This window comes from Nocardioides conyzicola, assembly GCF_039543825.1.
GTDB classification, from domain to species: domain Bacteria; phylum Actinomycetota; class Actinomycetes; order Propionibacteriales; family Nocardioidaceae; genus Nocardioides; species Nocardioides conyzicola.
Genome location: NZ_BAABKM010000002.1, coordinates 2,351,691 through 2,364,966, shown reverse-complemented (window position 1 = coordinate 2,364,966; position 13,276 = coordinate 2,351,691). Strand labels below are relative to the sequence as shown.

Below are 13,276 nucleotides of genomic sequence, written 5' to 3'. Positions count from 1 at the left end.
ACCTCTCATTCGGATTAGCTTGGCGGGGTTTCCTCCGACGATGGCGGAAGCAGGGACGTCCTTCGTAACGACAGACCCGGCGGCGACGACCGCATCTTCGCCTATCGTGACGCCCGCCAAGATTACTGAATTTGCGCCGACCCAGGCCCCACGACCGACGGACACGAGACCAGGAGCCTCCCCCTGCTCGATGATGGGCCGAGACAGGTCGCCGAATACGTGATTCTCGGAAAAGATCTGGACGTAAGGGCCGAGCAGCACGTCGGCGCCGATGATCACGCCACCCCCGCCGTGGATGAAATTGAAGGCGCCAATCGCGGCGCGCGGGCCGACCGCAACCCCGACGCCCAGGCGCCGAATCCCGCCAGAACCTCGAATGACCGCTCCGACGTCGACTGTCGCAGCGTCGGCGAGTCGAACGCCGTCACGCGACATCGCGTCAATGACAACCCCGCGCGCGATCGACACGCCAGTTCCGACGACCAGCGACTGACGGTTGATAAGCCGCACTCCCGGCGAGATGAAGGCCTGTGGGTAGCGACGGGCGGCGGCGTTCGCCTTGGCAACGGCCTTGTCGTACACAAACCGAAGCAGCTGCCTGTCTCTGACGGCCGGATCGATCCCTGTTTCGATACCGCGCGCGCTGACGTACCGCTCGTTGAGCGCCTCGCGAAGTCGCCTCACGATTTCCTCCGTGGATCCGCCAGAAGCTGCTTGATCGCCTCGCGCATGGTCTCGATGGTCCGCTCCCAGGTGTACGGGAGCTCCGAGACCCCTGGCACCGGTGCAGCGAGACCCGTGAGAATGGCCAACCGGATCGAATCGACGTCACGCGGGTCAAAATAGGCAGATGCGATCCCCAACTCCCGGAATACAGGGATGTCGCTAGCAGCAACCTTGGTGCCCTCGTTGGCCGCCTCGAGGATTGGAAGGCCAAGACCCTCGTCGAGCGACGGACACACAAAGAGGGCGGCGTTCTGGTACAGCCACCGCAACTCGGAGTCGTCCACAAATCCAAGGAAGTGGACCCGGTCCTGGACACTCGCCGGCAGCCCGAGATCCTCAACCGCGCCGTCCGGCTGCCCCACGATCAGCAGATGATGCCGGTCGGCGTCCGTCGCCATTCCCTCGAACGCCTGGATGAGTCGAGCGAGATTCTTCCGCACGTTTAACCGGCCGACGCTGAGCACAAACGGGATACCGGCGCCGATCGGGAGCGCGGGTGCCTGGGGCGTCGCCTCGGAGAGACCGCGCGGCACCCCAAGACCAACGGGAACGCACCGCTCTCGAACTTCGGGCCATACCTGTCCGACCCGGACGTTCTCGGACTCGGAGATTGTAAAGATGACGTCTGAATGTCGCAGCGACGGACGGATCATCGACAGGTAGAGGCGCTCCCACCGCTTGAACCACGCCGGGTGTGAGACGAACAGGGCGTCGTAGACAAGGACTGCGCGCGCCGCGTCGCCCGCGAGCGCGCCGAAATTCTGAGTGAGGACCGCGTCGAATCTGTCAGAGCGTGCGCGAGTCGTCAGCGCAGAGATCGCCTGAATGCGCGACGGGACCGAGAGCGCCTCGACCATGACGCCCGCCGACCGAAGTTCGTCTGCGACTGCCAAGACGTGCGTGCGCGGCACTCGAATCGTGAGCAGATCCTCTGGATGACGGCGTGCCCACTCCTCAACGATCGTCCTGAGTACGTTGCGCCCGGATGGCGGGCCGTCGACCCACCAGTGCGCCTCCAACAGGAGCCTCACTGGCGGCGACCCAGCCTAGGTTTATGTGCGTACTCCGACGTGGGCGCACCGCTGGATCTGTTGCTACGCATCGAGCTCGGCCACGAAGTCACGGACACTGGTCTCGACAGCGATAGTGGGGGCCCAGCCGAGGACCGAGCGGATGAGTGCATTGTCTCCGCGAATATCGGGCGGATCCTGCGGTCGCAGCCGCGACTCATCGACTCGGACCTCCACCCCGCTTACCCCCAGCGCGCTCGTCGTCAGCTCGAGGATCTCGCACCCGGAGACAGAAGCACCCGAACAGACGTTCAGCACCGGGGCCAGAATCTCCGGAGCCTCGACAGCAAGTCGGTATGCGCGCACCACGTCTCTGACGTCGGTATAGTCGCGTCGCGTCTTGAGATTGCCCACGGTCATGGCATGCCCAGTCCGGACGGACGTCCGCGCCTCTTCCGCGAGGTCGGGAAGGATGAATCCGCTGCCCTGGCCGGGTCCGATGTGGTTAAAAGGCCGCATGACTACCACGTCGAGCCCTCGTTGCCGGTAATAGGCGCATTGAATCTCTGTCAGCATCTTGCTTATCGCGTAGGGCGAGGTCGGAACGAGCGGGGACTGCTCCGTCAACGGCGCCGCATCACCGCCGCCGTAGACGGCTCCGGTGCTGACGACCACCGTCCGCACCGGACGCGCCATCGTCAGGAGGTGCTCGCCGAGGTGCGTCACCGGCGCACTGTTTGCCTCTATATAGCGCTGGGGGTCGGCAAAAGACGGTCCGACGGCAGACAGCGCCGCGAGGTGCACCACAGCATCGACATTGACCGTCGGCCACGCGCACGTCAGATCCCCCCAAAGGTAATCCACGAGCAACTCCTCGACCGGCCCGGGATTCCGGGCGAGACCGGCCCCGACAACTTCGTGCCCGGCGCTGACGAGTTCGCGGACCAGGTGGCCGCCGACGAAGCCGCCGACCCCAGTCACCAGGATTTTCACGATCGCCGCCCTCTACCCAAAATCATGGTCTCCGGACGGACGCGAGGTCGTGCTGCACCATGCGGCTCACGAGACTGCGGAAGTCCACTTCTCGCTTCCAGCCCAGAACGCGCTCAGCCTTGCTTGGGTCTCCGAGCAAGATGTCGACCTCGGCCGGCCGCATGAACTGCTTATCCTGGTGCACATATGGCCGCCAGTCCGCAATCCCGACCTCGGCGAACGCCAACTCCAGGAACTCCTCGATCGAGTGAGTCTCTCCAGTGGCGAGTACGAAGTCGTCCGGCTCGTCGTGTTGGAGCATCTGCCACATGCCGCGGACGTAGTCGCCCGCGTAGCCCCAGTCGCGTTTCGGCCAGAGATCGCCGAGAACGACGTACTCCTGCATCCCGAGGTGGATCCTGGCCACGGCATTCGTGATCTTGCGCGTCACGAACTCAAGTCCGCGGCGCTCACCTTCGTGATTGAACAGGATGCCCGTCGAGATGAACATGCCGTAACTCTCGCGGTAGTTGCGCGCGATCCAGTGCGCGTACAACTTCGCGACACCGTACGGACTACGGGGGTGGAACAAAGACTCCTCGTTGTATCCAGCCCCCGGCCGGTTGTAATCGAGACCGCCAAACATCTCCGATGTAGAGGCCTGGTAGAAGCGCGCCTTTTCTTGATAGCCGGCCACGCGAACCGCTTCCAGCAGATTGAGGACCCCTTTGCCGGTGATGTCGGCGGTCAATTGGGGATTGCGGAACGAGTAGCCCACGTGACTGACCGCCCCTAGATTGTAGATCTCTGTGGGCTGTGAAGTCAGAACCGCCTCGATTAGCGATGTCTGGTCGGTCAGGTCCGCCTCGATGATGTTAATGAACGGAAACTCGTCCTCAAGCGCCTCCCGGCGGGCGTTCCGCTGGCCACGCAGCAGACCGAATACCTCATAGCCCTTCGAATGGACTAGTTCGGCCAAGTGCCCACCGTCTTGACCAGTGATGCCCGTGATCAGTGCCCGGTTCTCTGACATTGGCGCTCCTCAGGTACGTGACATGGATGAAGCTCAGGTGTGGCCAACCCGACCGCGGATGCCTGAATGCGTCCGATGGTGTCAACTGTGCCGTCGGCGGATGACGTGAGCATCGGTCTCACGACCAAGTCTGATCTATTCATGCGATCTCCGCGATGGATTGCTACGGAGATCTAAGCATCGTGAGCATGTTCACAGCGGAGCGGGTCCATCCGACCGGGCTGCCGGAGTCCTGGTCGCTCGGCACAGTGCTGTGGGCGCTGAACTCGGAGAACAACACCCAAGCATCGTCGGGACCTCCCGATGGCGGACGTTTCGTCGACGGTGTGATTGAGACCGTTCCCCCGCCAGTCGCCGCCGCGTGGCAGCGCTCTCGTCAGAGTCGCCCCGGTCGCTAGCCCGGACCGACGTCTGTCACAGAGTAGGCCGCGGTCTGTCCGATAGGTCGCGCGACGATTGATCGCCTCAAGATGGTGCAGCGGCGGCTCCTAGCATTCGCCACGACAATCTGGACTGTGTCGATGGATGCGGGATCATCGGTGACTCGCGGTGCGGCATAGTTCAGTCCAATCGGTTGACGCACCGAATGCTCCAAGACGAAGTCCGGAATCACAGGGGCTAGGACCTTCAGTCGGTCAAGTCGCGATGCCAGTGTCCCGACCCATCGGACCTCCGTCAGCTCCGTCGTAAGCGCCCGTCGACGCGTCCGGGCGCCGTTCGGGTAGTCCCCTGCGGTTCTCATGTGATCGCAGGCCCACTCGCAAGTCGGGAGCCCCGGTCCGGGCGAACTGCCGCGACCCGGGTCAATGCCGGACTCCTGGCACAGGGCCGTCGACGAAGAAGTCGATGCGGCCTCCCTCAACTAGAGTGGGCGAAGACGTCGGCGAAACTGGAGACCATGTGGAACTGCGCGACTACCTACGGACGATTCGACGCCGCTGGGTTCTGATCATGGCCTCAACGTTGGCTGTTCTGGGCATCACCGGTGCGTATACCTACGCAGTGACGCCCGAGTATCAGTCGACGGCACGGCTCTTTGTGACTACACAAACATCCGACACAGCCTCCGACCTGAACCAAGGTGGACTGTTCTCGGTGCAGCGGGTGACCTCGTATGCGGATCTGGTGACGAGCAGAGAACTCGCCACAACCGTCGTGAACGACCTTGACCTGCAGATGTCGCCTAGCGAGTTGTCGTCTCGAGTCAGCGCAAGCGTGGTTCCGGACACGGTCAACCTCGAAATTTCAGTCACTGATCCTGAGCCGCGCCAAGCCCAGGCTATTGCGCAGGCATATGCGGACGGGCTGGTGGACCTTGTTCGACAACTTGAAACGCCAGCCGGCGAGACATCCAGTCCGATCAGGGCGACGATTGTGGACCCAGCGACACTCCCTACGAACCCGGTGTCCCCTCAACCAGCTCGCAACCTAGCTCTCGGCCTCGTCCTGGGTCTGATGCTCGGCATCGGGATTGCGGTATTACGAGACCTCCTGGACACCACGGTCAAAGCGCCCGGCGACATCGAAGCGGCGACATCTGCTCCCGTGCTCGGAGGCATACTCTTCGATCCCTCGGCACGCCAGAAGCCGCTGGTGACGTCCATGGAGTCTCACGCACCGCGCGTTGAGGCATTTCGGGTGCTCCGCACGAACTTGCAGTTCGTCGACGTCGACACTGCCGACAAGATCTTCGTGATCACGTCCGCAGTGCCCGGCGAAGGAAAGACAACAACATCGGTCAATCTCGCTATCACCCTGTCACAAGCAGGCCACCGAACCCTCTTGGTTGAGGCAGACCTCAGACGCCCAAAGGCGACGGCCGCACTCGGACTTGACCATGCAATCGGTGTCACCACGATCCTGCTAGGAAAGATCACCCTAGAGGACGCTGTGCAGAAGCACGCGGACAGCGATCTCGACGTGCTTGCGAGCGGCGCTATCCCCCCGAATCCCGCAGAATTGCTTCAGTCGAATGCGATGGCCGACCTCTTGAAGCAAATTCGGAATGAATACGACATGGTCATCGTCGACGCTCCGCCACTTCTCCCCGTCACTGACGCGGCGTTGCTGGCCGCTCAAGCAGACGGTGCGCTGCTCGTCGTGCGCTACGGGAAGACCAGTAAAGACCAAGTGGCCCAGGCCGTCGAGCGGCTTGCGCAAGTCGACGCGGCACCGGTTGGTGTCGTAATCAACATGGTGCCCAACCGTAAGCGCGCTGGCGGGTACGGGTACGGGTACGGGTATGGGTATGGGTACGGGTACGCCCCAGAAAAGCCAGGCACCTGAACCGCTTAGCAGGCCGTCTTTACTACCGATGAACTCACTCCGGGCTGCACCGACGGCGTGACGGAGACTTGGACGTCTGACGTCTGCCGCGGCCCGCTCTTCATCCGCCAGGTCAGGTCCGCATTCTGCTGAGGTTTCAGCTCCACAACCGCTGTAAAGACCTTGCGCCCGTCGTAGTCGACTGCGGGGAACCCGGTGATCGGCTTGCCGTTAAGCGCGACCGTGCCGACAGCGCCTCCCACTGGTCCGAACAACCGGACGAACACAAGCTGGTTGCCAGCCTTTGTTCCGTATACGCCCCCGCCCGTGATGTACGGCGGTAGGCCGGCGGCATCTGTTGGCGCATCAGAGACGAGCCGTGCGTGCCCTGCGAGACCCTGGACTCCTCCCGTGCAATAGGTCGCCTGCACGTCGACGTCGTACCGCAGGTAGTAGGACATCTTGGCGCCCGTCGCATCAGTCAAGTAGACGCCTACCTGAGGGTTCGGGCCCGGCTCTGTCTTCAACTCGCCTGCGACGCCGGTGCCGGAGAGCTTTGACTGTACGGATTGATCGAAATCGTGGACGTAGATCCGGTGCTCGTCAGCTCCCTGAGCGAGCGCGGAGATGAGGTCACGCGGCGAGTCGGCACCCTGCGAAATTTTGTTGAACATGGCACTCGCCACGTCCCGGAAAAACGTGTCCTGGTCCGCCGGGTCGCTATATCGGACGTAGACCTGGTGCAAAAGCTCGTCCACGGCGTTGTCCTCAGTGAGAGTGATGTCGCCGACCGTGATCGGTCCAGTCGCACCTAGAACGTAGGAGAGCGCCACCGGGTCGATCGACAGAACTCCGTCTACTTGCTCTGGGTAGACCTGCTCCCAGCGCGCCTTCCAGAAATCCGAAGCCCGAGGAAAACTGGGCTGCACGTTGGCGTTGAGGAAGAAGGTGCCGATCTTGTCGTCGTAGATCTCCTTCTCCGCCGCTGTGAGCGGCAGGACCGGCTTGGCGGTGAAGCCGAACGAGCTCGCGGCGACCTGGCGGGTCATGCTCACCGCGCCGTTGTCTGCATGCACCAACGAGACCGCGCCGGGGAGTCCCCCCGTCGCACGGATCTCAGCGTTGTTCTGGAAGATCAGCAGGTAGTTCTGAGCGCTATTCGAACCGAGCATGGCGGGAAGGACCTGGACCGCAGTCTCGGCGCTGCCAAGCGCTGCCGCCGCGTCACTGACCTGACGGGCGAGCTCGCGGTACTTGCTGCGGAGCCGTTCGACGTAGCCGCTCGGGTCCTCGGCCGACAGCTGGTCATTCGCCTGCTCGAACGCGGCGCCCGCATCTGCCGTAGGCGTCTGGAGCGCCTCGACGGCCGCAGGGTCGATCTTGCCATCCCGCGGGACGATCGAGTCGAGGTCGCCCGAGACCTCCACCAAAGGGCGGATGCCCGATGTCGTCAGGTCGTCGATCACGGAGCTGACGACCGCGACGCCCTCAGCGTCATCGCCGTACGAAGGCAGCTGCTCGAGCACCCACCAGGTCGGCCCGTCCGTACGTCCTGCAGCGGAGCCACTGTGCTGCTCGAGACGGTCGAGGGCTGCGTCGGCGGCGGTGTCGTCGCCGTCCTCGATGGCCGCACGAAGAGTCGTCACATCGTCCACGGCCGCGCTGAGGGACTGGTTGACCCGGTACGCCGTCCATCCCACCCAGGCGGCTCCCAGAAGGACCAGCCCGAGAAACACCGACACGGCGATCCAGACCTTGCGTCTACGCATGCGGAGAACCTACCTATCGCGCGGACGCGACTCGCCGCGATCTCGTCTTCAGACCCTGAAATGTGACGAAGGGAGCGCCGGCGAGGCCGACACTCCCTTCGTGGATCGCTCGGGCGACTAGCGCTTCTTCTTCTTCTTCACGGTGATGGTGCTCGTGGACTTCGAGTCCTTGAAGCCATCGCCGCCATCGAAGGTGACGGCGATCTTGTACTTGCCCGGCTTGTTGAGCTTGCCGAGGTTGATGCTCACGGCCTTGCCGCTGTAGTGGACCTTGATGGTCTTCTTGTAGCCGCCGGGTCCGGTGACCTTAACCGTGACGGTGCCTCTGGCCTTCACGTTACCGCGCGTCGAGACGGTGACCTTGACCTTGGCCGGCTTGCCCTGCGTGATCACCTTCGGGGACGGCGTCGCCTTGGTGGAGGTCGTCTGGCACTCGACGTACTTGGTGGGCTTGCAGGTGGCAGCGCTAGCGGTCTCAGCGGAGACAGCAACGAAACCGGCGGACAGCAGGAACGCCATCAACACGCCGGAGATGAACTTCTTCATTGGGACTCCCCATGAGTACTCGCGTCTGGAACCACAATCCAATCACACGAATTGGGTATGCGTGCATCGGCGGGTGAATTTGGACGGGGGTCGGGGAGAGAATTTACGCCCTCGTCACAGACCGGCCAGTAACTTTACCGCAGGCGCCTATCCCGAGTGCCGACAGTGACCCTTGTGGGCTATTGAAGTCGGCGAGTGGGACTAGGGCTATCTCCGGAGATCTCCTCAGGTGATCTGTACCACTTCGGCCCTGGTCCAGACCGCGCGAACGCGAAAAGGGCCTCCACCCGGCGGGTGAAGGCCCTTTCACAAGTGCCAGATCAGATCGCGACGACGACCTCGGCGACCGCGCCGACCGAGGCGGTCACCCGGTTGTCCACCGGCTCCGCCTTGGGGGCGAGGGTGCGCAGCGTCCACTCGCCGTCGCCGGCGAAGAAGCGGAAGTGACCGCTCGCCGAGGTCGGGACCTCGGCGGTGAACTCGCCGGTGCGATCGAGCAGCCGTACGTAGGCGTTGCCGACCGGCTGACCGTCGCGGAGCACCTGGCCCTGGACGATCGCCTCCTTCTTGACGTCCACGCCGTCGAGGGACAGGCCGCCCTCAGTCGCGCCGCACATCAGGCTTCGCCCGGCTCGTCGCCGAGGGCGACCGGGACGCCCACGAGGGAGCCGTACTCGGTCCAGGAGCCGTCGTAGTTCTTGACGTTCTCCTGGCCGAGCAGCTCCTTGAGCACGAACCACGTGTGCGAGGAGCGCTCACCGATGCGGCAGTAGGCGATGGTGTCCTTGCTCCAGTCGACGCCGGCGTCGGAGTAGATCTGCTTCAGCTCCTCGTCGGACTTGAAGGTGCCGTCGTCGTTGGCCGCCTTGCTCCACGGGACGCTGGCCGCGGTCGGGATGTGGCCCGCGCGCTGGGCCTGCTCCTGCGGGAGGTGGGCCGGAGCGAGCAGCCGGCCGGCGAACTCGTCGGGACTGCGCACGTCGACCAGGTTCTGGGTGCCGATCGCGGCGACGACCTCGTCGCGGAAGGCGCGGATCGAGGAGTCCTGCTCGGACGCGGTGTACGACGTCGCCTCGCGGGTGGGCAGGTCGGCGGTCAGCTCGCGGGAGTCGAGCTCCCACTTCTTGCGGCCGCCGTCGAGCAGCTTGACGTCCTGGTGGCCGTAGAGCTTGAAGTACCAGTAGGCGTAGGCCGCGAACCAGTTGTTGTTGCCGCCGTAGAGCACGACCGTGTCGTCGTTGGCGACGCCGCGGCTCGAGAGGAGGGCCTCGAACTGCTCCTTGTTGACGAAGTCACGACGCACCTGGTCCTGCAGGTCGGTCGTCCAGTCGAGCTTGATGGCGCCCTCGATGTGGCCCTTGTCGTAGGCCGTGGTGTCCTCGTCGACCTCGATCAGCACCACCTTCGGGTCGTTGAGGTTGTCCGCCACCCACTGGGCGGTGACAAGGGTGTTGTCGCGGGTCATGTGTTTCTACCTTTCTTGTGCGCCGAGGAAGAGGCGCGGGGGTCTGGGGTGATCAGTGCGCGGTGGCGCGCTTGAGGAGCAGGTACATCTCGCAGCCGAGGCAGTAGTTGAAGACCGCGTTGAGCAGGGCCGCGAGCAGCGCGAAGCCGACGGCGATCTCACCGAGCAGGTCGACGCCGGTCAGGAACCCGACCAGTCCGACGACGGCGAAGCCGAGGCCCACCGTCTGGGCGAACCGCGGCGGCGCCGGGTCCTCGAGCTCGTCCGGAGCACCGAGGCGCGGACGGACCAACGTGCGGAAGAGCCATGAGTACGGCGTGTGCTGCACGCCCCGGGCGGCGCCGATGGCGAACACCACGGCCTGCGCGGCGAGCACCACGGTGGCGACCGTGCTCGGTGCCAGGAGCAGCACGGCGATCATCACCAGCGCGGTGATGCTCGCGGCGAACCGCGGACCGCGCGGGTCGATCCCGGCGGACTGGGCCCGCTGCGGTGCTGAGGTCGTGGACATGTCTCTCCTGGACGGGATGCGGCTGACGGCAAGAAGTGCGGGTCGCGGCATCGCCGTACGGCGAGAGGGAGTGCGACCTCGTCAGTGCATTCGACAGAGCGACGAGCGCGTGCGGCAGTGATCCACTGCGCGGCGCTTCGTCAGCATGGTCGAGGACATGTCCACCACAGTAGGGAGCGTTCGGCCCGAACCAACACTCGACGTCTCACCATGTGGTCCATGCGTCCAGAATGTGGTCACTTCACGCTCACCAGGGCCGCGAGAACCTGCTCCTTGCGCGGCGCTCCCGCCGCGCGGGTGACCTCGGCGCCGGTCGCGTCGAGCACCAGGGTGGTCGGCGTCCGCAGGATGCCGAGGCGACGGACGAGCTCCAGGTGGTGCTCCGCGTCGATCTCGAGGTGCTCGACGCCAGGCACGACCTCGGCGACCTCGGAGAGGGTTCGCCGGGTCGCACGGCAGGGTGCGCAGAAGGCCGAGGAGAACTGAAGCAGCGTCGCCTTCTCCCCCAACGTCGCGGTCGGGACGGCCGTCCGTACGTGGGTCCAGGGCGTCTCGACGGACTCGACCACCGGAGCCGGCTCGGCGTCGCGGACCTGGCGCGTGCCGCGGAAGCGGCCGTCGGTCAGCGCGCGGTAGGTGCCGAAACCGAGGCCGAGGACCACCACGGCGACGACGATCCAGGCTCCACTGCTCACATCCCGTCAACCGGAGCGGTGGTCATCACATTCCATGCCGTGTGAAAGCGTTCCGGTCATGCCGATCGCCCGCCCGTCCGTCCGGACGCTCTCGATCGTGCTTGCGGCCTACTCCGCGCTGCTCGCCGTCGCCCTGCTCGCGCCCACGTCGGGCAACCAGTCGGAGATGGCCTCGTGGGTCAGCGACCTCGGCGTCTGGGTCGGCTTCTCGCCCGAGACCGCGAGCCAGGAGCGGGCGGAGTTCCTGTGCAACATCGCGATCCTGGCGCCGGTGTCGGCGCTCGGGTCGCTGATCTGGCCTCGTACGACGTGGCGCGACTGGACGGCGTACACACTCCTGATCGCGGTCCTGGTCGAGCTCACCCAGGGGCTGCTGCTCGGCAGCCGGACCGCGTCGAACGCCGACATCGTGGCCAACACCCTCGGTGGCCTGGTCGGCGCGGTCGTGGTCCTGGCGGGGCGGCGACTGGTCGAGTGGCGGTCGAGAACTGGTCCGGACGGGTCATGACCCGGGGCGGTCGGCGCCCCTAGCGTCGCCGACATGAAACTGCCCCGCTATGTCCCGGTCCTCGCGGCCGCCGCCGTCCTCCTCCTGCTCGGGTCGACCGGAGGAGCCGTCGCCGGCTCCCTGATCACCAGCAAGCAGATCAAGGACAACACGATCACGACCAAGGACATCAAGAACAAGACCCTCACCACCCAGGACCTCTCCTCGAAGACGGTCAAGTCCCTCAAGGGCAAGAACGGCAAGGACGGCGCGAGCGCCTGGGACGTCATCCCGTCCGGGAACACCGTGAGCGGCTACTTCTACGACACCGGCACCACCGGCGCCGCGCTCTCGGGACAGGTCGAGAACATCAACCTCCCGGGCGTCGCCCCGGCCGCGCCGACGTCGTACGCCTTCGCACCGGACTCGCTCACCGAGACGAGCGACGAGGACCCGACGTGCACCGGCACGCTCGCGGAGCCGACCGCACCGCCCGGCAAGGTGTGCGTCTACCTCGACGGCATCGGCGGCCTCACCAGCGCCCGCGTCTACCCGTGGGACGCGGCGGAGGTCGGGGACCGGACCTTCTACCTCAGCTTCAGCGAGCCCGCGGCGGACACGGCTTACTACTACTACGGCGCCTGGGCGTACACGGCTCCCTGACGCTCAGCCACCGGCGAACGGCGGCAGGAACTCCACCGAGGACCCCGGCTCGACCAGCACCAGACCGGGGTCCTCGGTGGTCACCGGCTGCTCGCCGACCAGCGTCGAGCAGACCTGCAGCACCTCGGGCAGCCGGGTGCCCGGGTGCAGCGCCACGGCCCGGCGTACGACCTCGGTCAGCGTGATCGGGCCGTCCACGGGCAGGTCATCTCCGCTGACACCGGCGGCCGCGCGGGCCGAGGCCCAGTAGTGCACGCGGATGATGTCAGTCTCATTTCGCTTGGAACCTTCCAATGCGACACCCATGTTTCGGTATTGTTCACCAGGAACGAGTGATCGGCCGAAGCCCAGCGTTGCGTTTCGGTCCCCGCCCCTTCGGGAGGAGACCAACCCATGAGCACGCTCCTGCTTCTCACCAGCGCCCTCCAGCCGTCGGCGGAGGTGCTGCCGGCCCTGGCGCTTCTCGGTCACCAGGTCAAGATCCTTCCCTCCGAGGGCAGCGCCCTCCTGGAGGCTCCGGACTCCGACCTGCTCCTCGTCGACGGCCGCCAGGACCTGGCCCACGCCCGCGACCTCTGCCGCCTGATCCGCACCACCGGCACCGACGTGCCGGTTCTCCTGGTCTGCACCGAGGGCGGCCTCGCCGTCGTGACGCACGACTGGGGCATGGACGACGTCGTGCTGCACACCTGCGGCCCGGCCGAGCTCGAGGCGCGAATCAAGCTGGCCATCGGTCGGCTCAACGCCCGCCGCGAGGCCGACGACCCCGAGTCGCACGTCATCCGCTCCGGCGAGGTCGTCGTCGACGACGCGACGTACACCGCCAAGATCAGCGGCCGCCCGCTCGACCTGACCTTCAAGGAGTTCGAGCTGCTGAAGTTCCTGGCGCAGCACCCCGGCCGGGTCTTCAGCCGCCAGCAGCTGCTGCAGGAGGTGTGGGGCTACGACTACTTCGGCGGCACCCGCACCGTCGACGTGCACGTACGCCGCCTGCGCGCCAAGCTCGGCGTGGAGAACGAGACGCTGATCGGCACCGTGCGCAACGTGGGCTACCGGTTCGTGCTGCCGTCGAAGGACCAGCAGGCCGCCGCCGACGCTCGCGCGACCGAGCGGATCGAGGAATCCGTCTAGCCT

14 protein-coding genes and 1 pseudogene are annotated in these 13,276 nt (G+C 65.3%); 4 read left to right on the top strand and 11 right to left on the bottom strand.

Annotated features, from left to right (window positions below; translation table 11 throughout):
- The 4 genes and pseudogenes from ABEA34_RS14495 to ABEA34_RS14480 form a co-directional block, all read right to left on the bottom strand.
- Positions 1-684 (bottom strand): annotated as a pseudogene (locus ABEA34_RS14495) (acyltransferase); the annotation flags it as partial.
- A complete protein-coding gene (locus ABEA34_RS14490) occupies positions 681-1,757 on the bottom strand; it encodes a glycosyltransferase family 4 protein (RefSeq protein WP_345522051.1) in 1,077 nt (358 codons plus the stop codon). The pseudogene ABEA34_RS14495 and the gene ABEA34_RS14490, both read right to left, overlap by 4 nt.
- A 63-nt stretch (positions 1,758-1,820) precedes the next feature.
- Positions 1,821-2,729 (bottom strand): GDP-mannose 4,6-dehydratase, encoded by a 909-nt coding sequence (locus ABEA34_RS14485; protein ID WP_345522050.1) that lies wholly within the window; start codon positions 2,727-2,729, stop codon positions 1,821-1,823.
- 22 nt (positions 2,730-2,751) lie between these two features.
- Complete coding sequence (locus ABEA34_RS14480) at positions 2,752-3,741, bottom strand: GDP-mannose 4,6-dehydratase (protein ID WP_345522049.1); 990 nt, start codon at positions 3,739-3,741, stop codon at positions 2,752-2,754.
- An 867-nt stretch (positions 3,742-4,608) separates the two neighbouring features.
- Between ABEA34_RS14480 and ABEA34_RS14475 the strand changes: the two genes are divergently transcribed.
- Complete coding sequence (locus tag ABEA34_RS14475) at positions 4,609-6,027, top strand: tyrosine-protein kinase domain-containing protein (protein ID WP_345522048.1); 1,419 nt, start codon at positions 4,609-4,611, stop codon at positions 6,025-6,027.
- Positions 6,028-6,032: 5 nt separating this feature from the next.
- Here ABEA34_RS14475 and ABEA34_RS14470 read toward each other — a convergent pair whose 3' ends face one another.
- The 6 genes from ABEA34_RS14470 to ABEA34_RS14445 form a co-directional block, all read right to left on the bottom strand.
- Positions 6,033-7,775 carry a DUF4012 domain-containing protein gene (locus ABEA34_RS14470; RefSeq protein WP_345522047.1) on the bottom strand — a complete coding sequence of 581 codons (1,743 nt, stop codon included), beginning with the start codon at positions 7,773-7,775 and terminating at the stop codon, positions 6,033-6,035.
- 117 nt (positions 7,776-7,892) lie between these two features.
- The gene (locus ABEA34_RS14465) at positions 7,893-8,321 is read right to left on the bottom strand and encodes an Ig-like domain repeat protein (protein ID WP_345522046.1); all 429 of its coding nucleotides are present in this window, start codon (positions 8,319-8,321) and stop codon (positions 7,893-7,895) included.
- Between the two features lie 320 nt (positions 8,322-8,641).
- Entirely contained in the window at positions 8,642-8,938 is a 297-nt protein-coding gene (locus tag ABEA34_RS14460) for a DUF1416 domain-containing protein (protein ID WP_345522045.1), read from the bottom strand.
- Positions 8,938-9,786, bottom strand: coding sequence for a sulfurtransferase (locus tag ABEA34_RS14455; protein WP_345522044.1), 849 nt, complete (start codon positions 9,784-9,786; stop codon positions 8,938-8,940). The genes ABEA34_RS14460 and ABEA34_RS14455 overlap by 1 nt, the downstream gene beginning before the upstream one ends.
- Before the next feature lie 52 nt (positions 9,787-9,838).
- Positions 9,839-10,297 (bottom strand): DUF4395 domain-containing protein, encoded by a 459-nt coding sequence (locus ABEA34_RS14450; protein WP_345522043.1) that lies wholly within the window; start codon positions 10,295-10,297, stop codon positions 9,839-9,841.
- A 236-nt stretch (positions 10,298-10,533) separates the two neighbouring features.
- Positions 10,534-10,992 (bottom strand): thioredoxin family protein, encoded by a 459-nt coding sequence (locus ABEA34_RS14445; protein WP_345522042.1) that lies wholly within the window; start codon positions 10,990-10,992, stop codon positions 10,534-10,536.
- Between the two features lie 58 nt (positions 10,993-11,050).
- Between ABEA34_RS14445 and ABEA34_RS14440 the strand changes: the two genes are divergently transcribed.
- Both ABEA34_RS14440 and ABEA34_RS14435 read left to right on the top strand, forming a co-directional pair.
- Entirely contained in the window at positions 11,051-11,500 is a 450-nt protein-coding gene (locus tag ABEA34_RS14440) for a VanZ family protein (protein ID WP_345522041.1), read from the top strand.
- A gap of 33 nt (positions 11,501-11,533) precedes the next feature.
- Entirely contained in the window at positions 11,534-12,142 is a 609-nt protein-coding gene (locus ABEA34_RS14435) for a hypothetical protein (RefSeq protein WP_345522040.1), read from the top strand.
- Between the two features lie 3 nt (positions 12,143-12,145).
- On the opposite strand, the gene ABEA34_RS14430 is transcribed toward ABEA34_RS14435, so the two are convergent.
- Complete coding sequence (locus tag ABEA34_RS14430) at positions 12,146-12,397, bottom strand: MoaD/ThiS family protein (protein WP_345522039.1); 252 nt, start codon at positions 12,395-12,397, stop codon at positions 12,146-12,148.
- A gap of 138 nt (positions 12,398-12,535) precedes the next feature.
- Between ABEA34_RS14430 and ABEA34_RS14425 the strand changes: the two genes are divergently transcribed.
- Entirely contained in the window at positions 12,536-13,273 is a 738-nt protein-coding gene (locus ABEA34_RS14425; RefSeq protein WP_345522038.1) for a response regulator transcription factor, read from the top strand.
- Positions 13,274-13,276 lie beyond the last annotated feature (3 nt).

Bases quoted from the DNA above. Each gene is read 5' to 3' on its own strand.
- ABEA34_RS14460 (WP_345522045.1), bottom strand. From the start codon at position 8,938: ATGTGCGGCGCGACTGAGGGCGGCCTGTCCCTCGACGGCGTGGACGTC.
- ABEA34_RS14435 (WP_345522040.1), top strand. From the start codon at position 11,534: ATGAAACTGCCCCGCTATGTCCCGGTCCTCGCGGCCGCCGCCGTCCTC.
- ABEA34_RS14440 (WP_345522041.1), top strand. From the start codon at position 11,051: ATGCCGATCGCCCGCCCGTCCGTCCGGACGCTCTCGATCGTGCTTGCG.
- ABEA34_RS14455 (WP_345522044.1), bottom strand. From the start codon at position 9,786: ATGACCCGCGACAACACCCTTGTCACCGCCCAGTGGGTGGCGGACAAC.
- ABEA34_RS14470 (WP_345522047.1), bottom strand. From the start codon at position 7,775: ATGCGTAGACGCAAGGTCTGGATCGCCGTGTCGGTGTTTCTCGGGCTG.
- ABEA34_RS14425 (WP_345522038.1), top strand. From the start codon at position 12,536: ATGAGCACGCTCCTGCTTCTCACCAGCGCCCTCCAGCCGTCGGCGGAG.
- ABEA34_RS14465 (WP_345522046.1), bottom strand. From the start codon at position 8,321: ATGAAGAAGTTCATCTCCGGCGTGTTGATGGCGTTCCTGCTGTCCGCC.
- ABEA34_RS14480 (WP_345522049.1), bottom strand. From the start codon at position 3,741: ATGTCAGAGAACCGGGCACTGATCACGGGCATCACTGGTCAAGACGGT.
- ABEA34_RS14450 (WP_345522043.1), bottom strand. From the start codon at position 10,297: ATGTCCACGACCTCAGCACCGCAGCGGGCCCAGTCCGCCGGGATCGAC.